The organism is Candidatus Eisenbacteria bacterium, assembly GCA_016235265.1.
In the GTDB taxonomy this organism is placed as follows: Bacteria; Eisenbacteria; RBG-16-71-46; order RBG-16-71-46; family JACRLI01; genus JACRLI01.
Genome location: JACRLI010000007.1, coordinates 80,325 through 99,809, shown reverse-complemented (window position 1 = coordinate 99,809; position 19,485 = coordinate 80,325). Strand labels below are relative to the sequence as shown.

The following is a 19,485-nucleotide window of genomic DNA, read 5'->3' as shown; positions in this document are numbered from 1 at the left end:
CCAGGTAGAGTCTCGGCAGGCATGAGTGCCTGCCCTGCAATTACGAGATGGCCTTCGCCAGCAACGGCAGGGACACGTCATAGCGATACTGGACGTCCATATGACCGTCGTCGAACTCCTGGAACACGTGCCGGATCTTCAGCTGCTTCGCCTTCCGGGAGAACATGCGCGCACCCAGGTGCAGGTTCCACTCGTCGCGCGAGCCGGCGTCCAGGTAGACCAGGCGCATGCCGCGCAGGGCCTTCGCGCGCGACGGCAGCAGTCGCAGCGGGTCCAGCGCCAGCCACTTCCTCCACGTCCGCGCCCGCAGTTCGCCGGTCTGCAGGTCGAAGGGGAACTCGCAGCCCAGGGGGCCGCGCGGGTCCGGCGAGTAGCAGGTGGTCATGGCGACGATGTTGAGTACCTTGAGGTCGTCGTGCGTCTTCTTCCGCTTCGCCTGGAACCTGCGGTGCCAGGCTTCCGGCCCGCCGGCCCTGCCCATCTCGGTGCACGCGGCGGGAATGTCGGGCAGGTAGCAGTACTCGAAGCACATGTCGCCGCTGTGGCTGCCCACGGCGCCGAAGATTTCGGGGTGCAGCAGGCCCAGCATCAGAGCGCCGTAGCCGCCGGAGGACTTGCCCACCACCGCGCGGTGGCGCGGGCCGGGCCTGGTGCGGTAGAAGCGGTCCACGTAGGGCACCAGTTCGCGCACCAGGTGGTCCATGTAGCGTCCGGTGGAGCGGGAGTTGAGGTACTGGCTGCCGCCGAAGGTGGTGATGCAGTCGGGCATCACCACGATGCACGGCTTCATGGCGCCGGAAAGGATCAGCCGGTCCAGCCGCTGGTCCATGGCCTCGGTGAAGTGCGAGCGGTTGAGGCTCATCAGCCCGAAGCCGGTGAAGCCGGTGAGCAGGTAGATCACCGGGTAGCGGCGGTTGCCGTCGTCGTAGCCGGGCGGAAGGTACACCGGCACGGTGCGCACCGAGGGGTCGCCCAGGGGGTTGCCGCGCAGGACCCGGCTGGCGATGCGTTCCAGGACCACGGTGCCGGCGGCGGCGCTGGCGGCTTCGGCGGCGCGGTCGCGGCGGGGGAGCTTGCGCTTGGGTGGCATGGTGGCTCCTCATGTGTAGGTCAGGCATTCATGCCTGCGTACCTGCGCGGCTGTCCGCCTGAAGATGCGTCCTCGGAGACCTCTCCCGCGGTGCGAGTGTACCCCTCACGGCCCGCTCGGCTCCGCATCCTGCTCCGCCTCGCTGCGGCTGCTCCCTCCTCCTCCATCCCTGGCTCCGTCGGTCGCAGACGCACCGTGAGGGGTACACTCGCACCGCGGGAGAGGATCCTGCAGGGCCGTGCGTCGATGTGCTGTGTCCGGGCATTCATGCTTCCCGAGACGCTCGGCCATCCGTAGCAACCGTGAGTGCCTGCCCTACATCAGTTTCTTACTGCTCCAGCGCCTGCCCCAGACGTCGCAGCGCCTCGCGCAACTCCTCCGGCGGCGCGCCCACTCCCAGGCGCAGGTGGCCGGGGGCCTGGAAATAGTGACCGGGGACGGCCACGGTGTCGAACTGTTTCATCAGGCGCTCCACCAGCCGGGCGTCGTCGGTTCCCTCGGGGAGGCGGGGGAAGCTGACCAGGCCTCCGGCGGGGCGGACTTCGCGGATTTCGGGGTGTTCGGCGAGCCACGGGTCCAGGACGGCGCGGCCTTCGGCGGCGATGCGGCGGCCTCTCTCGGCCAGGCGGTCCATCTGCGGCACGGCCACGCGGGCGATGCACACGCTGGGATAGGAGGTCTGCGCCGCGAAGATGCCGTGCAGCCGACGGGCGCGGTCCAGTACCGCGGGGTCCCCCACGGCCCAGCCCATCCGGATGTCCGAGAGGCCCAGCGCCTTGGTGAACGAGGTGGTGACGATGGCGCGGGGCCCCAGAGATGCTGCGGAGGGTTCGCCCTCCACGAAGGGCAGGTACACTTCGTCCACTCCCAGCCACGCGCCGGCGGCTTCCACCTGCCTGTGGATCCGCTCCAGCACCGCGCGCGGGATGAGCGCCCCGCTGGGGTTGTGGAGGTTGGTGAGCCACACCAGCTTTGCTCCGCCGCGCAGCTCGCGAGCGAGCACTTCCTCGTCCACCTGGAAGGCGTCCTCGAAGCGGCGCGGCAACGGCACGGTCTCCGCGCCGAACAGCTCGGCGATGCGCGGCAGCGGCTCATAGCCGGGTGATTCCACCAGCACCCGCTCGCCGGGCTGCAGCAGCGCGCCAGCCAGCAGCGCGTTGGCCATGCTGGTGCCTTCGGCCAGCAGCACGTGCGCGGCGTCCACGCCGTAGCGCGCGCCCAGCGCCTCGCGCAGCGGCAGATTTCCGTACTCGTTGGGACCGCACAGCTCGAGGTCCTCGAGCCTAAGGCCCAGTTCCACGCGCGTCACGCACGGCACGCCGGAGAGGGCCAGCGAGTAGCGCGCCCGGGGGCGGACTTGCTTGGCCCATTCCATGTAGTCGGCCCCGGTGGGGCGCGATGGGGTCATTCGACTTCTCCGTCGTATGCGCCGGCCGGGCGCGACGCTCTCCGGCAACATCTCCGGGACGGCGTCCGGCCCGGGCGATCCTACAGCTCCGAGACCACCACTCCGGCCAGGATCACTCCCCCGCCCACCCAGGCCTGCGGGGTCATCTGGTCGCCCAGCCACAGGTAGGAAAACAACGCGGCGAACAGTGGCTCCAGCGCGTAGATGACGGCCACGTGCACCGCCGTGGTGTGCTTCTGGGCCCAGCTCTGCACCAGCAGCGGGATGCCGTTGGCGATCACCCCCAGCCACAGCATCGCCCCCCACGGCACCACGGCCGGGTCGATCCGCGGCTCGCGAAACACGAACCAGGCCGCGCCCGAGAACAGCGCCGTGCACAGGCACACCGCCGTGGTCATGGCCGTGGCGCTGCGGCCCGGCATGAGCTTCGACATCATCACGATCTGCACCGCGAAGCACAGCGCGCACACCAGCGTCAGCAGGTCGCCCGGACCGATCAGGATCCCCGGCTGGTAGGTGAGGATCAGCGATCCGGCAAAGGCCAGGCCGCAGCCGATCCAGGAGGCGATCCCGGGACGATGGCGCAGGATCCAGAGTCCGATGAACGGCACCATGGGCACCGACACGCTGGTCAGGAACGCGTTCTTGGTGGGCGTGGTCATGCGCAGCCCGTAGAGCTGGAACGCGAAGCCGAGGAACAGCAGCGCGGAGAGCAGCAGCGCGGCGCCCCAGGCGCGGCGGTCCAGGCGCGCCAGCGAGCCGCGGGCGACCAGCGCCAGGGCCACGGTGGCCAGCACGAAGCGCAGGCACATGAAGCCGAACGGCGGGAGGATCTCGAGGATCTGCTTGTTGAGCGGGAAGGTGGTGCCCCAGATGACGGTGGTCAGCGCCAGCGCGCCGTCGGCGACCAGCGACTCGCGGCGGGTCATTCCCCGACGGGCACCGCGCGGCGCCGGCGGCCGCGCGACTCGGCGGCGCGCAGCGAGAAGGAGAGGCTCTCGAACTCGATGGTCATGTTCACGTGGCGCAGGTGCACCTCCGCCGGCAGCGTCAGCTTGCGGGGGGCGAAGTTCAGGATCCCGGTCACGCCGGCCTCCACCAGCAGGTCGGTCACCTCCTGGGCGGCGCGCGCGGGCGTGGCCACGATGCCGATCTTCACGCCCTTCGCCCGGCACTCCGGCACCAGCCGGCGCACGTGCTGGATCTCGAGCTCGCCCCAGGCCTGCCCCACGACCTCCTCGGCGGCGTCGAAGACCGCCACGATCTCGAAGCCGCGGCGGCGGAACTCCTGGTAGGAATACAGGGCGCGGCCGATGTGCCCCGCGCCCACCAGCGCGCACGGCCAGCGGCGGTCGAGCCCCAGGATGGCGCGGATCTCGTCGTGCAGCCGGGGCACGTTGTAGCCCAGCCCGCGCTTGCCGAAGCTGCCGAAGTACGAGAGGTCCTTGCGCACCTGCGCGCTGGACACGCCCGCGCGCTCCGCCAGGCGGCGGCTGGAGACCACCTTGCGGCCCTCCTGCAACAACTCCTCGAGCACGCGGTGGTAGCCGCACAGGCGGCGGACTGTGGAGTCGGAGATCCGGGAGAGCTTCATGGCCATGTGTGGCTCGCCGATTACTTCTCGTCGCCCCCGTCGTCGGAGCCGTTGGTGTCGGCGGCTTCCGCGCCATTGGTCTCGCCGTTGTCGGCGAGGCCTTCCTCTTCCTCGGCCACCGCGCGGGCCACGTCCACCAGCAGGTCGTCGGACTGGAGGTTCATCAGGCGCACGCCCTGGGTGTTGCGGCCCATGACGCCGATGTCGCTGACGCGGGTGCGGATCATCTGGCCGTTGCGGCTCATCAGCATAAGCTGGTCGCCGTCCACGACCTCCTTCACCCCCACCACCTCGCCGTTCCGCTCGGTGGTCTTGATGGTGATGATGCCCAGGCCGCCGCGGTGGCTGATGCGGTACTCGGAGATCTCGCTGCGCTTGCCGTAGCCGTTGGCGGTGACCGTGAGCAGCGTGGCGTCGCGCTTCACCGCGACCATGCCCACCACGGAGTCCCCCTCCTCCAGCTCCACGCCCTTCACGCCGTGAGCGGTGCGGCCCATGGAACGCACTTCCTGCTCGTGGAAGCGGATGGCCTTGCCCTGCCGCTTGGCGAGGATGATGTCCTGTGTGCCGTCGGTGATGGTGGCCTCGATCAGCACGTCGCCCTCGTCCAGGTCCACGGCGTTGATGCCCGCACGGCGCGGGTTGCCGTAGGCCGAGAGCACCGTCTTCTTGATCACGCCGCCGCGGGTGGCCATCACCAGGAAGTGCTGGTCGTCGAACTCCTTCACCGGCACCACCGCGCTCACGCGCTCGTCCTTGCTGACCTCGATCAGGTTCACGATGGGCTTGCCGCGCGCCGCGCGGCCCGCCTGCGGGATCTCGTGCACCTTGAGCCAGTAGCAGCGGCCGCGGTCGGTGAGGTACAGGATGTAGTTGTGGGTGGAGGCGATGAACAGGTGCTCCACCCAGTCCTCTTCCTTGGTGCCGGCCCCGATCAGGCCCTTGCCGCCGCGCCGCTGCGACTTGTACGCGGTGGTCGGCAGGCGCTTGGTGTAGCCCATGTGCGAGACGGTGACGACCATGTCCTCCTTGGGGATCAGGTCGAGCAACTCGATCTCCGTCTCGGCGGCCACGATCTCGGTGCGGCGCTCGTCGCCGAAGCGCTTCCTCAATTCCAGGATCTCGGTCTTGATGATGTGCAGCACCTTGGCCGGGCTGGCGAGGATGCTCTTCAGCTCCTCGATGAGCTTGATGACGGCCGCGTACTCGTCCTCGATCTTCTTGCGCTCCAGGCCGGTGAGCCGCTGCAGCCGCATTTCCAGGATCGCGGTGGCCTGGATCTCGGAGAGCTTGAAGCTGCTCATGAGCCCGACGCGGGCGGTCTCGGTGTCCTTGGACTTCTTGATCAGGGCGATGATCGCGTCAATGTTGTCGAGCGCGATCTTGTAGCCCTCCAGGATGTGCGCGCGCTTCTCCGCCTCGTCCAGGTCGAACTGGGTACGGCGGACCACCACCTCGCGGCGGAACTCCACGTACAGGTCGAGGATGCGGCGCAACGGCAGCGTCTCGGGCCGGCTGTTCACCAGCGCCAGCATGTTGCCGCCGAAGGTGGTCTGCAGCTGGGTGTGCTTGAACAGGTTGTTCAGCACCACGCGGCTCTGCGCGTCCTTCTTCAGCTCGATGACGATGCGCATGCCGTCGCGGTCGGACTCGTCGCGCAGGTCGGAGATGCCGTCCACGCGGCCTTCCTTCACCAGGTCGGCGATCTTCTCCAGCAGCGTGGTCTTGTTCACCTGGTAGGGAATCTGCGTGACCACCAGGCTCTCGCGGCCCTTGGGGTCGGTCTCGCTGCCCACGCGGGCGCGGACCTGCATCAGGCCGCGGCCGGTGCGGTAGCAGTCGCGGATGCCCTGCACGCCGTAGATGATGCCGCCGGTCGGGAAGTCCGGGCCCTTGACGATCTCGAAGAGCTCGTCCTCGGTGGCCTCGGGCTTGTCGATGATCAGCGCGACCGCGTCGGCGATCTCGTTCAGGTTGTGCGGCGGGATCTCGGTGGCCATGCCCACGGCGATGCCGCTGCTACCGTTCAGGAGCAGGTTGGGCACCACGCTGGGCAGGACCAGCGGTTCCTCGCGCGTCTCGTCGTAGTTGGGCTTGAAATCAACGGTGTTCTTCTCGATGTCGCGGAGCAGGTCCGCGGCCACCGCGGTGAGGCGCGCCTCGGTGTATCGCATCGCGGCCGCTGCGTCGCCATCGATGGAGTTGTGCACGAAGATGCCGGCGTCGAGGAGGAAGTTGTGGTGCTCGTCCACGGTGATGTCGTAGACCTCGGCGGTTTCAGCGAGCGCGCGGACGGAGACGACGCGGTGGTTGTAGGTCCGGCCCGTCTGCACGAGCTCGTCGAAGTCGTGGAAGTAGTTCAGGGCGGTCCGCAATCGCGGCACCCACGCCTGCTGGCGGTTGGCTTCGTATGCCTCGGGCGTCAGCGGCACGCCCTGCGCCAGCAACCCGGACGCGTACCGTGCGATCTTCGAACGCATCACCTGCGAGCGGTACTCGGGGCGCTTCCAGCAGCGAGTCAGCAACTCTGCGGATTGGCCCGCCAACCGGTGCATTAGGCTCGGGTCTTGAGCGAGGCGCCGAAGGTTCGAGGCGCGGACGCCTTCGCGCTGCGCCAACCGGAATTCCGAATCGCACCATTGCCTGGCGATCTTCGCCCGGTGGACTTCCCGGGTGGACGGATCGCTCCAGAGAGCGTGCGCCATCCTCGAGGCGTGGTCGGGGGCGAACTTCGAGCGGTACTCGGCATTGCGCCAGTTCGCAGCGGCGTTTTCACGGAGCTTTGCCCTGACGGCGTCGGATTCCAGGGCCCGGATGATTGCCTTGGAGATCTCCGCCCGCTTGGCTGGGTCCTGCCACATCGCACGGCTCTTCTCGCTGATGATCCTGGCCACGAGCCGCTTCTGGTCCGGGGAGAGCGGTGTCTTCTCCACTCCCTTCAAGGCGGCCGACATGCGGAGCCGGTAATCCGGGTCCTGCCAGAGTTCCCTCATGCGAGTGGAGATCCGCCCACGCGCCTGCGGGTCGGCCGCCAACCGCATCCGCAGCGATCTGGAGAGGCGGATGCCGTTCTCCGACCGGAATCGGGGATCACGATTCTGTTTCGCGAACCGCAGCCGCCGGGCATCCCGCGCCTCGGGGTGCTCCCGGTAGTAGCGGAGGACGCCCGCGCGCTGGGCCTGGCGGAATGCGCCGTCGGTCCACAGTTCCTTGAGCTGTGCCGCATGCAGGTGCAAGTGCTCGAGGAATCCCATTCGCCGGATATTGTCGGGACGATTGTCCGCGCGGTTGAAATTCTCGTGGTGACGGACGAATGCCCGGCCGGTCGGCTTCGCCAGCCCCCGGGCTGCATTGAACTCGTCAGCCAGGTGATGGACAAACTCCCAGCGGTCGGACTTCGGCTGGTGGACCCGCAAGTAGCCGTTCAGGCCCGGCTTGACCGGAGCCCAATCGAAGTACCCGGGCATGAGGCTGTCACTCGGGCTCAACGCACGCGCTTCCTTGTAGGTTCGATCCCGAAGCAGGAATCGGTGGTCCGGCGTGCAGCGGATCCGCTCGCCGCTGTCGAGTGTGACCTCCACCAGCGGCGCCCCGCGCCGGGTAACCCTGGCATTCCGGCCCAAGCCCACGACGATCCGGCCCGAAGCATCAACCGAATACACGTGGAATGTTGCCTTGGGTCCAAGGGCGGCAAGTTCAGCGAAGCTCTTCGTAGTGCCATCAAGGAGCTTGATGCGGGTCTCGCCGGTGAAGCAGCCGAAATTTCCCTGCCCGTCGACCAGCGGGTAGCGCATGTTGAAGTCCTGCGCCATGCGCACCAGCGTGGGGTACACCACCTGCTCGCCGTGCGGGTGGTAGTTGCCGGAGGTGTCGCCGGCGATCTTGGCGCACTTGCGGTAGCCCCTGCCGGGCATCAGGTTCAGGTCGTGCATCGCCACCAGGATGCGGCGCTGCGAGGGCTTCAGCCCGTCGCGCACGTCGGGCAGCGCCCGCGACACGATGACCGACATCGAATAGTCGATGTAGGAGCTCCGCATCTCGTCCTCGATGTTGATCGGGACGATCTTCTGGCGGTGGTCAAAGGGTGTGGACATCAGGCTACCCCTGATAGTTGTGTGGTGCCGACGCAGGCCCGAACGGCGTGAACAAACTCAGGAAGTGACATGACCTCGTAACCACGGGCTGGGATTCTCTTCAGCACTTTCGCGAACCTGGCGTCTTCAGTGACGAAGATCTGTGTGTGTGCTGCTAGCGCTGCGTGCATCAGGTCACGCGAGTCACCTGCATCCACTCGTCGGCCATCGAATCTGTAGCTGCAGAGCAAAGACGCCGCTGCTTCGCAGTAGCCTTTTGTGAATGGCGTAGCCAGTATACGTTCGACGACCTCAGGAGTTATCGGAGCGAAGCGCGTAGTCCTGGCAAAACTGACGGCTGATTTCAACCGTTGCTCGTAGAAATACAACGACTTTGCTTCGATCGTGGCGCCACGCCTCTTAGAGGACCACGCCTCCATCAACTCCGGGGCCGTGCTCAAGATGAGGTCGTTGAACTCCGAGATTCTCTCGTCAACCCAACTGGAGAGGCGGCGACGCTCGGCCTCAGCCGCCTCACCATCGGAGGACAGCAAGTCCTCCAAAGCGCCACAGAGATAGTCCTCTCGGTATTCAAAGGGCTCAGGAAGCCTAGAGCCGGAAAAGGCCGCAATCACTGCTTCCATTGCGAGGTCTCGATGCTGCCGAAATATGCGCTTCGGATTCACCCATCTCCGGGCAAGTTGAATTTGACCCAGGGTTTGTTGACGATCCGGTGCGGATCGAGCCGCCCAGCGCATCCACTCCTCGAGCACATGGACGCCGAATTCGAGGGAGTACGCACCTGACGCAAATGCCCGCTCAACGAGCTTGATGTCACTTGCGTCCACCCCGATCGACTTGTCAGCATGATCATAAGTGCTCGAATCGAAATAGACGGTGGTGGTGGGTGGAGCGCATTTGGAATCCATGTCCATCTCACACATCCAAATTCCTCACGAACAGCGCGTTCTCCTCGATGAACTTCCTTCTCGGCTCCACCAGCTCGCCCATGAGGACGGAGAACATGTCGTTGGCTTCCACCTCATCCTCGAGCGTGACCTTCAGCAGGGTGCGGGCCTCGGGGTCCATGGTGGTCTTCCACAGCTGGTCGGGGTTCATCTCACCGAGACCCTTGTAGCGCTGGATATTGACGCTCTTCTTGCCCAGCCGTTCGCTGGCGGCGTCGCGCTCGGCCTCGGTGTAGCAGTAGATCTCCTCCTTGGCCTTCTTGACCAGGAAGAGCGGCGGCTGGGCGATGTAGACGTGGCCCTGTTCCACCAGGCTCTTGAATCTCCGGAAGAGGAAGGTGAGCAGCAGGGTGCGGATGTGCGCGCCGTCCACGTCGGCGTCGGTCATGATGATGATCTTGTGGTAGCGCAGCCGGCCGATGTCGAACTCCTCGTCCACGCCGGTGCCCAGCGCCGTGATCACGGTGCGGATTTCGTCGTTGCCCAGGATCTTGTCGAGCCGGGCCTTCTCCACGTTGATGATCTTGCCCTTGATCGGCAGGATCGCCTGGAAGCGCCGGTCACGGCCCTGTTTCGCACTGTTGTGGACGAACACTCCGGACTCCAGGGCGAAGTTGTGCGTGCCCGGGACTTCCAGGTCGTAGACGTCCATCCGCTCGGTGAGGCGCTCGACCTTCACGACTCGGTGGTTGTAGTTGACCACCGCCTCGAGCGCCCAGGTCTGCTCACCATCGAAGTACCGCTGGCAGAAACGGTCAAACCGAAGCAATGACTTGTCCCGCGTCGCCGCGCGGTGCGCCTGGTAGGCGTCGAGATCGACGGAACCCTTCTGGATCTCTATCTGCTTCAGGGCCGCCATCGTCTTTCGGTAGTAGGTGCGTTCGAGCGCCGCGCGCCGCAGCGCGCGAAACTCGGCGGTCCACTGTGACGATGTAGCCTGGCGGCGCCATTCGCGGAGCGCCGGGTCCTGCCACTGCGCCTTCGAGGCCAAGCTCAAGGCCTCACGGCGCTCGGCGTGCGCTTCGAAGTGGCTCCGCGTCCGCTCGGACTGGGCCCTGCGGTTTTCCTCGCTGGACCAGAACTGCCGCTGGGCAGCGTCGAGCCGCGACAGGTTTTCGCGACGGTATTCGGCATCGCCCTCGTAGAACCGGAGCCAGCTTTCCTTCATGAAGGCCTTGTAGCTCTCGTCCTGCCACTGTTCGCGGGCCCGACGCGATGTGATTTCCCGAGTCTTCGGCTGCTTCATCCTTGCGCTCATCCGCGCGCGGAACTCGTCAGACTTCCGTATGCGGCGGCACTTCTCGACGGTCTCCGCCCGGTGCAGGGTGGCGCCAACGTGCCGACGGTGCAGCTCGAGGTGCTCTTCCTTCGTCAGGCGCCGGAGGTTCGTGGGGTTGTTGTTCCGCTTGTCAAAGTCGATGTGGTGACAGTGGTCACCGTCGGACTCCGAGTACGCGCCCTGCCAGCGGTTGTGCCAGTCGGCGAGCTTGTGGGTGAACAGCCAGCTATCGGAGCGCGGATCCCAGGTCAGTTCGTAGCCCGCGATCGTAATGCCCGGCTCGCTCATGTCCGAGAGCTTGCGGCGCAGCGGCATCACCGAATCCTCCGGCGTCAGCTCCGCAGCCGCCTTGTAGCTCCCGTCACGCAGCATGAATCTGTGGTCCGGCGTGCACACGATCGTGCTGCCGTTGTCCAGCGTGAGGCGCACCACCTCGGTGTCCCGCTTGGTCCGCCGCACGTTGAGGATCCGCTCAAGGCCGATCTTGCCGCCGCGGCGGATGGTGTAGCAGAAGTTCTGCCGGCCGGACTCCTGCTCCGCGACCAGCTCCAGGAAGCTCAGAGCGCGACCGTCCGCGAGCGCCACCTTCGTGTCGCCCGAGAAACAGCCCCCGGCCGAATCTCCTTCCACAATATACAGTTCGCACTGCTCCGGCACGTTGCTGGAGCAGTCCGCCAGCTTGCCCGGAAGCCCGCCGCCGTCCAGCACCGACTTGCGGCGCGCCAGCTCGCGGGCCTTGCGGGCGGCCTCGCGGGCGCGCGCGGCGGAGACGATCTTCTCGATGATCTTGCGCGCCACCGAGGGATTCTCGGCGAAGAAGTCGCGCAGGCCCTCGCCCACGATGCTCTCCACCAGGCCCTTCACCTCGCTGTTGCCCAGCTTGGTCTTGGTCTGGCCCTCGAACTGGGGCTCGGCGATCTTCACGCTGATCACGGAGGTCAGGCCCTCGCGGACGTCGTCGCCGGTGACCGCGGCCTTCATGTTCTTGAGGAAGCCCTCTTTCTCGGCGTAGTTGGCCAGCGCGCGGGTGAGCGCGGAGCGGAAGCCCACCAGGTGGGTGCCGCCCTCGACGGTGTTGATGTTGTTCACGTACGAGAACACCGTCTCCACGTAGGAGTCGTTGTACTGGAGCGCGAACTCCACCTCGGTGGTGTCCTTGGTGCCCTGGTGGTAGATGGGCTTGGGGTGCAGCGGCTCCTTGTTCTCGTTCAGGTGCTTCACGAACTGGACGATGCCGCCCTTGAACAGGAACTCGTGCTTCTTGCCGGTGCGCTCGTCGGTGATGTCAATCTGCACGCCCTTGTTCAGGAACGCCAGCTCGCGCAGCCGCTGGCTCAGGATGTCGAAGCTGAACTCCACGCCCTCGGTGAAGATCTCGGTGTCCGGCTTGAAGCGCACCATGGTGCCGGAGGTCTTCTTCTTGCCGATCTCCTTGAGCTCGCTGGCGGTCTTGCCCTGCTCGTAGCGCTGGTGGTAGACCTTCCCGCCCACCGACACCTCGACCTCCAGCCACTCGGCCAGCGCGTTCACCACCGACACGCCCACGCCGTGCAGTCCGCCGGAGACCTTGTAGGTGTCGCGGTCGAACTTGCCGCCGGCGTGCAGGGTGGTCATCACCACCTCCACGGCGGGCTTCTGCATCTCGTGGTGCATGTCCACCGGGATGCCGCGGCCGTTGTCCTGCACCGACACGCTGCCGTCCTTGAGGATGCTCACGCTGATGGCGTCGCAGAACCCGGCCAGCGCCTCGTCAATGGAGTTGTCCACCACCTCGAAGACGCAGTGGTGCAGCCCGCGCGGGCCGGTGGTGCCGATGTACATGGCCGGGCGCTTGCGGACGGCGTCCAGGCCCTCGAGCACCTTGATGTTCGCGGCGTTGTAGTGATGCCCCGCCTGGGTGGCCCGGTCCTGCGCCTGCTGGGCAGTGTCTTTTTCTTCCAACAGCGACTCCCCTTCCAGATCCTCGAATAGGCTCGGTTCGCGGCCGGCGACGTCTTCGCTCGGGGTCGGCTTGTGCATCCGGAGCTACCTCCCTGGTGCCTGGCTGCCGCCCTCCGGGACCAGCACGATCTCGCGCACCAGCCCGGGTCCGTGGCGCTCGGCAAAGGCGCGGACCAGGTCCGCCCGCCGCAAGCCCAGCTCCTGCATGACGGAGGCCCCGCGGGCCTCCACGGTCAGCCGGCCGTCCTGAAAGTCCAGCACGCTGCTGCGCGCCGCGAGCGTCGGCCCGACCAGTTCCGGCCAGGACGCCGCGGCCCGGAAGCCGAGCAGCCGTTCCTCGAGCCCGTAGGCCTTGAGGATGCCGCGCAGCGCGTCGCTCGCTACTTTCAACGTCGGCTCGTCGGCGCGGCACTCCCTCGCCGCGCCCGGGTGACGGGCGGACACCGCCGTCCCGCACTCTGGCGCGGGAGGCGGCGCACCCCGACTAGTCCTGCAGACGGAGCGGCATGATCAGGCACAGCGCCTGGGCATCCGACTTCGGATCCACGGGCGTGACCACGCCGGCCGTCACGGGGGTGTTGAGGGCAAACTGGACGTTGTCGGCATCCATGCTCTTCAGGATGTCCAGCAGGTAGACCGCGTTGTAGCCGATCTCGAGGTCGTCCTCGCCGTACCTGGCCTCGAGGTCGTCCCGGGCGTCGCCCACGTCGGCCGTGCTCACCGAAAGGTGCACCCGGTTCTTGCGCAGGCTCACGCGCACCTGGTGGCTGGCCGTGTCGGAGAGCTTGCTCACCCGCCGCAGCGACGAGAGCAGCGCCTCCCGGCCCACCACCAGCAGCTTCTTGTTCTCCTTGGGAATCACCTGCTCGAAGTTCGGGAACGGCCCCTGCAGCAGCCGCGTGGTGAGCGTGGTGGGCCCCACCCGGAACGTGGCGGCGGAGGCGGAGATGTCCATCTCGACGTCGCTGCCGCTCTCCACGGCCCAGGCCGCCACCGGCACCAGCGCCTTGGGCGGCACGATGGCCTCGCGCGGCTCCTTCTTCTCCACCGGGAACGCGCCGGCCGCGTAGGCCTTCGCCAGGCGGTGGCCGTCGGTGGCCACGAAGCGGATTTCCTTGTCGGCCACCTGCACCAGGATGCCTCCCAGGGCGGGCCGCGTCTCGTCGGTGGACACCGAGTAGGTGCACATCTCCACCAGGCGCTGGAACGTCTTCGAGGGGATCTTCACGCTGAACGCGGCGCGCTCCTGGCTCAGCGTCGGAAAATCCTCCGCCGGCATGGGGAACAGCTGCACGCGGCTGCGCTGGCACTGCATCTGGAACTTGCCGTCCTCGAGCGAGACCTCCACCGCGTCCTTCGGCAACTCGCGGACCACCTCCTCGAGACGGCGCGCGTTCACCGCCACCGTGCCCGGCGTCTCCACCGGGGTCTCGAGCGTGGTCGAGATGGAGATTTCGAGGTCCGTCGCGGCCACCCGGATGCCACCGGGGCGCGCCTCGATGAGGAAGTTCGACAGGATCGGCAGGGTGGTCTTGCGGGGAACCCCGTTCCCGGCTACCTGCAGGAGCCTATTCAGATCCTTCTGCTGGACGGTAAACTTCATGCGTTCTTTCGCTCCCTCAAGGGGGAGAAAGTGCCGGAAGCATGGGACGCTCCCAGGGGCCTCTAAAATCAACTCGGATTATAAGTTTGACACCCGGAGGCGACAAGGAAAAAACAATCGCTCCCAGGGCCACTGCAACGCGTTTCGAGGGCCTTTTCTTGTGATGTCTCTGTTGGTCTTTTGGTTAAGCCAACCAGAAGTACCCCGTAGAAGAGCCCTGTGCATATGTGGAAGAAGGTGTTAATAACTTGGCCCGCAGACACTTACCGCTCTCGGGCGGTGTGGGGAAGACCGGGATTCGATCCGGGCGGTCCGGGGAAGCCCCGGGGACAACTTCCGAGGCTCCTGGAGTGCCGGGAAAACCCACCTGTGGCTCCCCGTCATTCCCCCGGTTTTCCCACCGGGTTTTCCCCGTCCCTACTTCTGCAGCACCAGGCGCTCGCGGATCTTCGTAACCGCTTCCTGGATCGAGGGATCCCGGTCCAGCAGGCCGCCGATCTTGCCGATCGCGTGCATCACCGTGGTGTGGTCGCGATCCCCGAAGTGCGAGCCGATCTCGCCCAGGGAATGACGCGTCATCTCGCGCGAAAGGAACATGCACACTTGCCGTGGCCGGGTGTACTCGGCGTTGCGGCGCGGGCCGCGCACGTTCTCCTCGGCCACTCCGAAGTACTTGCACGTCTCCAGCAGGATCTCGGGAATGCCCACGCGCCGGTCGGTGCGCCGCAGCACGTCGCGCAGCACCTCCTCGGCCAGCGCCACGCCCAGGACCTGCCCGGTGAGGCGCGCGAACGCCAGCACCTTGGTCAGCGCGCCCTCCAACTCGCGGATGTTGCTGGTGACGTTGTGGGCCACGAACAGCGCCACGTCGGGCGGCAGCTGCACCTGCTCGCGCTCGGCGCGCTTCTGGAGGATCGCCACGCGCGTCTCGAGGTCCGGGGGCTGCACGTCGGCCACCAGGCCCCAGTTGAAGCGGCTCACCAGGCGCTCCTGCAGCGCCGGGATGTCGCGGGGCGGCTGGTCGGAACTCATCACGATCTGCTTGTAGGTCTCGTGGAGCGAGTTGAAGGTGTGGAAGAACTCCTCCTGCGTGCGCTCCTTGCCGGCGAGAAACTGGATATCGTCCACCAGCAGCACGTCGAGGCTGCGGTAGCGCTGCTTGAAGTCGGACATGGAGCCGGCCTGCAGCGACGAGATCAGCTCGTTGGTGAAGCGCTCGCTGGACACGTACAGCACGCGCGCGTCCGGCTTGCGGGCCTTCACCGCGTGGCCGATGGCGTGCATGAGGTGGGTCTTGCCCAGCCCCACGCCGCCGTAGATGAACAGCGGGTTGTGGCGGAACCCCGGCCGCTCGGCCACCGCGTTGGCGGCCGCGGCGGCGAGCTGATTGCCCGAGCCCACCACGAAGGAGTCGAACGAGAACTGGCGGTTGATGTGGCTCTCGGTGTCGAGGTACTGCCGCGGGTCGTCCTCGGCGGGCGCCTGCGCGCGTGGCGGAGGCGTGGCCTCGGGGTTCACGCGCAGCGTCACCCCCACGGGGCGGCCGACGGCCGACTCGGCGGAGGCGCGGATGAGGTCCAGGTAGTGCGAGTCAATCCAGTCGGCGAAAAAGGCGTTGGGGACTTCCAGCTCCAGCGCGTCCTCGCACAGTGCGGCCGGCTTCAGGGGTTCGATCCAGGTGTGGAATGTCTGGGCCGGCGTCTTCGACCGGAGTAGCTGGACGATCTCCGTCCAGAGGGGGAGCGGGTCGGACGTCATAGTAAGGGGGATCTCCAGCGCCGCCACTCCGTGGCAGCACAGGCTAAGGTATTGTAATAAGACAAATTAGCTAGCTGGATATGGCGGGCACAGGATATCCACGCGAGTTATCCACATCCGTGGAAATCCCGAGGGGAGAAACATGGCGCTGCGGACCACGAACCGGTCCGCCACGAACTCCCCGGGTGAGCGGGGCAGAGAAGCCCAGGTGCGAGTCCAGGTTTCCGAACAGGAGTCTTCGGCCGAGATGAAGTGCGAGGTGCAGACCCAGGTTCTCTGCGCATCCGAGTTTCCGCCGCACGCAGCCCGCCCCGGCAGCTTGCGCACGCCGCCGTGGCCGATTCCGATGCTCCTGGATTCGCCACGGAGAAGTGCGCGAGATGCCGAAGTGCGCCGACTCTAGCACCACGCGCGCGCGACGCGCCGCCCCGCGAGTGGAACGTGTGTTCAAAGCATCGCTTCGCGCCAAGATTTTCTCTTGACGGTTTTTGACCCACCGCGTCGCCCGCGCGACGCAGTGTGGAAAACCCCCGTAAACACAGGCGTTTTGTGAGTTGTCCCGTGTCGGCAGGTGCGCGCTGCGCGCGCGATCCGTGTCACACACTTCGCGGGTGTGGAGAAAGTTCGCCGCGCCTCCTCGCACACCCTGACGAGAGGACGTTCCATAAACGATCACATTCGTAGAACCGAATCGTCCGGCGCGCGGATTCCCTCCCGCGCCTGCGCGCACAGACGGTTCCGGGAAGTGGAGCGTGGCAGATGTACGGAGAGGGTCGCGGAGTGGTGGGGGGCGCCGCCCCGCGCGCTCCATTCCCGGGGAATCCGGGGTCTCACCGGAGCCCGGGCCCACTGTCCGCTCCCCGGCGACCCTCGTGGGCACCGGGACCGCCCCCCGGAGCGACCGGCTCCGACCCGCCCCCCACCGATCCCGCCAACGGGCTCCGGGACCGCCCCATCGCAGTCCTCCGCCCCCTGTGGAAAAGAGGGGTATCCCCGTGTCAAAATCGCTACTTGCACCCGGTTCCCGGCTCGTCTAGACTCTCCGGCAGCGTGGGTCTAGGCGAACCTACGGAGGAGTGGAAGCTCTCCTGTTGCGGCGTTCGGATCTCGTCCGCCCTTTCCGGTCTTCCCTCCCCCGATGCCTTGGTCCATTCCCGTCCGCCGGGCGTTTCCCCGGAGGACGAGGGTCAGGCCTTTGCCAGCGGACCCCATTGGGTCCCCCACGCGGATCTCACGGCCCCGGAGGCCGGCCCGCCATCGCGGGCCCGCCCCGAGTTCCGGCGCCGGGCGCCCCGCGGGGCAGCCCACCGCCGCCAAGGAGACGCAGCTTGAAGCGCACGTACCAGCCCAACAACAACCACCGCAAGAAGACCCACGGCTTCCGCGAGCGGATGAAGTCCGCCAACGGCAGGAAAGTCCTGGCTCGCCGCCGCGCCAAGGGTCGCAAGCGTCTCACGGTATCGGGCTAGCAGTCCTCTCGTGGCGCGGTTGGAGTCCTTGCCGCGGCGGGCCCGAATCCACCAGGCTTCAGAGTTTCGGAACGTCTACGATCACGGCACGGTCCAGCGCGGCTCCAACATCGTGCTGTTCGTGCTCCCCCGCAGCGACCAGTCGCTGGTGCGCGCGGGGGTGGTGGCCAGTCGCAAAGTCGGGGGCGCGGTCCAGCGCAACCGGGCGAAGCGGCTGATGCGAGAGGCGTTCCGCAGGACCCGGTCGGCGCTCAGCAACCCCGCCGACCTGGTGCTGGTGGCCACGTACCGCTGCGCGAAATCCACCGGGCCGATCGTCGCCGAGGAACTCCGGCAACTGCTCGTCCGCGCCGGACTGCTCTCCTGAGCCCACCATCCATCATGCGTACCCTGGCGTTGCGCCTCATCCGGCTCTACCAGGCCACGCTGTCTCCCCACGTCCCGGGCGGCTGCCGCTTCCACCCGTCCTGCTCGCGCTATGCCCACGAGGCCATCGAGGCCCACGGGTTGTGGCGGGGCGGGCGGCTGGCCCTTCGCCGGCTGCTGTGCTGCCATCCCTTCCACCCGGGCGGCTACGATCCCGTGCCGCGCACCCGGGCCTGAGAGAGGCGATCCCCCTTGGAAGACCGCCGACTTATCGTCGCGATCGCGCTGGCCATCGCCATCCTGCTGGGCTGGCAACTGATGCTCTCCCGCACCGGGCTCGACAAGCAGATTGCCCCGCCGCCGCCGGACAAGACCGCCACGGCGCCGGGCACCCCGGCGGGCGGCCCCACCGGCAGCCCCGCCGCGGGCGGCGCTTCAAAAGCGGGAGCCCCGGCCACCCCCACGCCGGCGGCCACCATGAGCAGCCCCACCGCATCGGCCCAGGCCGCGCTGGTGGACGCCCCCCCGGAGAGCCTCATTTCCGTCAACACCGAGCTGTGGACCGCGGTCTTCTCCAGCCGCGGCGCCCGCCCCGTCCACTGGGTGCTCAAGGGCCACCGCCGCGGCGACCACAAGCCGCTGGAACTCATCCCGGAAGGCGCGGGACTGGAGCGCTTCGCGCTGCGCCGCTCGGGCGCGGAGACGGACTTTTCCCAGGCCTACTTCCGCGTGATCGAGGACCGCACCGACGACACCTCCCGCGTGCTGGCGTTCCAGGCGCAGGAGTCCTCCGGCGCGTCGATCACCGTGCGCTATCACATCCCCGGCAAGTCCTTCGTGACGTCCGTGGAGTGCGAGATCTCCGACGCGCGCCCCGACGACCGGCTGGTGGTGCAGTGGCGCGGCTGGAAGCTGGACACCGAGACCAACCAGCCCGAGGACCTTCGCGCCGCCCGCGTATCCGTGCTGATGGGCGAGCAGCGCGAGGAGGACGACCTCGGGAAGTTCAAGAAGTCTTCGGAGAAGGCCCACTCGGGCGCGGTCCAGTGGGTCGTCCTCCGGAGCAAGTACTTCGCCACCGGGTTCCTGTTCCCGCAGGACGCCGTGGGCGGAGTGGCCGCACTCGGCAGCTCGGACTCGATGCGCCTGGGAGTGCGCTACGAGTACCCGCTGCTGGGCCGGAAGTCCGTGGTGTACGGGATGTACGTCGGACCGGTGGATTTCTGGAAGCTGCAGACCGCCGGGCACAACCTGACGCGCCTCGTGGATTCCGGGTTCAAGCCCATGGTTCCATTGAACCGGGCCATGCTCAAGTTCTTCACCTTCACGCACAAGTTCGTGCCCAACTACGGGCTCGTGATCATCGTGCTGTCGGTGTTGATGCGACTGGCGTTCTGGCCCCTGAATCACAGCCAGATGCAGAGCATGAAGAAGATGCAGGAACTGCAGCCCGTATTGGAGAAGCTGCGCGAGAAGTACAAGGGCGACCAGGAGCGGCTCAACAAGGAGACGTTCGCGCTGTACAAGGAGCAGGGAGTGAACCCGCTGGGCGGGTGCCTCCCCATCCTTTTCCAGATGCCGATCTTCTTCGCCCTGTACAGCGTGCTCAGCGGCTCCATCGAACTGCGGCAGGCCGGCTTCGTCGGGTGGATCTCCGACCTGAGCGCCCCCGACGTGCTCATGACGTATGCCGGCTTCCCCGTGCACGTGCTGCCGCTGGTCATGTCGGCAACGATGATCTGGCAGCAGAAGCTCACTCCCATGGACCCGCGGCAGGCCATAACCGGCTACCTGATGCCGGTCGTGATGCTGTTCATCTTCTACGGCATGCCGTCGGGACTGGTCCTGTACTGGACCGTCACCAACATACTGACCGTCCTGCAGCAGATGCAGATGCGCGCGGGCACCAAGCCCGCTGAGACGGTCGCCTCGTGAG

Annotated in this window: 14 protein-coding genes; 4 read left to right on the top strand and 10 right to left on the bottom strand. The window is 66.9% G+C overall.

Going from position 1 to position 19,485, the window contains the following annotated elements; all coding sequences use genetic code 11:
* Positions 1 to 40: 40 nt before the first annotated feature.
* The 10 genes from HZB25_03975 to dnaA all read right to left on the bottom strand — a co-directional run bounded on the left by HZB25_03975 (position 41) and on the right by dnaA (position 15,714).
* Positions 41 to 1,090: an esterase gene (locus tag HZB25_03975; GenBank protein MBI5836383.1), complete on the bottom strand. Its 1,050-nt coding sequence runs from the start codon at positions 1,088 to 1,090 to the stop codon at positions 41 to 43.
* A gap of 328 nt (positions 1,091 to 1,418) precedes the next feature.
* A complete protein-coding gene (locus HZB25_03970; GenBank protein MBI5836382.1) occupies positions 1,419 to 2,498 on the bottom strand; it encodes a pyridoxal phosphate-dependent aminotransferase in 1,080 nt (359 codons plus the stop codon).
* A gap of 80 nt (positions 2,499 to 2,578) precedes the next feature.
* Positions 2,579 to 3,427 (bottom strand): DMT family transporter, encoded by an 849-nt coding sequence (locus tag HZB25_03965; protein MBI5836381.1) that lies wholly within the window; start codon positions 3,425 to 3,427, stop codon positions 2,579 to 2,581.
* Entirely contained in the window at positions 3,424 to 4,098 is a 675-nt protein-coding gene (locus HZB25_03960) for a redox-sensing transcriptional repressor Rex (GenBank protein ID MBI5836380.1), read from the bottom strand. The genes HZB25_03965 and HZB25_03960 overlap by 4 nt, the downstream gene beginning before the upstream one ends.
* A gap of 14 nt (positions 4,099 to 4,112) precedes the next feature.
* Positions 4,113 to 8,186 (bottom strand): DNA gyrase subunit A, encoded by a 4,074-nt coding sequence (gene gyrA / locus HZB25_03955; protein MBI5836379.1) that lies wholly within the window; start codon positions 8,184 to 8,186, stop codon positions 4,113 to 4,115.
* Positions 8,186 to 9,100, bottom strand: coding sequence for a hypothetical protein (locus HZB25_03950; GenBank protein ID MBI5836378.1), 915 nt, complete (start codon positions 9,098 to 9,100; stop codon positions 8,186 to 8,188). Before HZB25_03950 ends, gyrA begins: the two co-directional genes overlap by 1 nt.
* A gap of 1 nt (position 9,101) precedes the next feature.
* Positions 9,102 to 12,431: a DNA topoisomerase (ATP-hydrolyzing) subunit B gene (gyrB, locus tag HZB25_03945; GenBank protein MBI5836377.1), complete on the bottom strand. Its 3,330-nt coding sequence runs from the start codon at positions 12,429 to 12,431 to the stop codon at positions 9,102 to 9,104.
* Between the two features lie 6 nt (positions 12,432 to 12,437).
* Complete coding sequence (locus tag HZB25_03940) at positions 12,438 to 12,743, bottom strand: DUF721 domain-containing protein (protein MBI5836376.1); 306 nt, start codon at positions 12,741 to 12,743, stop codon at positions 12,438 to 12,440.
* A gap of 94 nt (positions 12,744 to 12,837) precedes the next feature.
* Positions 12,838 to 13,956, bottom strand: coding sequence for a DNA polymerase III subunit beta (gene dnaN / locus HZB25_03935; GenBank protein MBI5836375.1), 1,119 nt, complete (start codon positions 13,954 to 13,956; stop codon positions 12,838 to 12,840).
* A gap of 417 nt (positions 13,957 to 14,373) precedes the next feature.
* Positions 14,374 to 15,714: a chromosomal replication initiator protein DnaA gene (gene dnaA / locus HZB25_03930; protein MBI5836374.1), complete on the bottom strand. Its 1,341-nt coding sequence runs from the start codon at positions 15,712 to 15,714 to the stop codon at positions 14,374 to 14,376.
* Between the two features lie 1,328 nt (positions 15,715 to 17,042).
* On the opposite strand from dnaA, the gene rpmH reads away from it, so the two are divergent.
* The 4 genes from rpmH to yidC are packed head-to-tail and all read left to right on the top strand — an operon-like array spanning position 17,043 to position 19,484.
* A complete protein-coding gene (gene rpmH, locus HZB25_03925) occupies positions 17,043 to 17,183 on the top strand; it encodes a 50S ribosomal protein L34 (protein ID MBI5836373.1) in 141 nt (46 codons plus the stop codon).
* Positions 17,184 to 17,211: 28 nt separating this feature from the next.
* Positions 17,212 to 17,550, top strand: a complete 339-nt coding sequence (rnpA, locus tag HZB25_03920; protein MBI5836372.1) for a ribonuclease P protein component — start codon at positions 17,212 to 17,214, stop codon at positions 17,548 to 17,550.
* An 11-nt stretch (positions 17,551 to 17,561) separates the two neighbouring features.
* The gene (gene yidD, locus HZB25_03915; GenBank protein ID MBI5836371.1) at positions 17,562 to 17,786 is read left to right on the top strand and encodes a membrane protein insertion efficiency factor YidD; all 225 of its coding nucleotides are present in this window, start codon (positions 17,562 to 17,564) and stop codon (positions 17,784 to 17,786) included.
* Between the two features lie 15 nt (positions 17,787 to 17,801).
* A complete protein-coding gene (yidC, locus tag HZB25_03910) occupies positions 17,802 to 19,484 on the top strand; it encodes a membrane protein insertase YidC (GenBank protein ID MBI5836370.1) in 1,683 nt (560 codons plus the stop codon).
* Position 19,485 lies beyond the last annotated feature (1 nt).

Bases quoted from the DNA above. Each gene is read 5' to 3' on its own strand.
- HZB25_03975 (MBI5836383.1), bottom strand. From the start codon at position 1,090: ATGCCACCCAAGCGCAAGCTCCCCCGCCGCGACCGCGCCGCCGAAGCC.
- HZB25_03970 (MBI5836382.1), bottom strand. From the start codon at position 2,498: ATGACCCCATCGCGCCCCACCGGGGCCGACTACATGGAATGGGCCAAG.
- HZB25_03965 (MBI5836381.1), bottom strand. From the start codon at position 3,427: ATGACCCGCCGCGAGTCGCTGGTCGCCGACGGCGCGCTGGCGCTGACC.
- HZB25_03960 (MBI5836380.1), bottom strand. From the start codon at position 4,098: ATGGCCATGAAGCTCTCCCGGATCTCCGACTCCACAGTCCGCCGCCTG.
- gyrA (MBI5836379.1), bottom strand. From the start codon at position 8,186: ATGTCCACACCCTTTGACCACCGCCAGAAGATCGTCCCGATCAACATC.
- HZB25_03950 (MBI5836378.1), bottom strand. From the start codon at position 9,100: ATGGACATGGATTCCAAATGCGCTCCACCCACCACCACCGTCTATTTC.
- gyrB (MBI5836377.1), bottom strand. From the start codon at position 12,431: ATGCACAAGCCGACCCCGAGCGAAGACGTCGCCGGCCGCGAACCGAGC.
- dnaN (MBI5836375.1), bottom strand. From the start codon at position 13,956: ATGAAGTTTACCGTCCAGCAGAAGGATCTGAATAGGCTCCTGCAGGTA.
- dnaA (MBI5836374.1), bottom strand. From the start codon at position 15,714: ATGACGTCCGACCCGCTCCCCCTCTGGACGGAGATCGTCCAGCTACTC.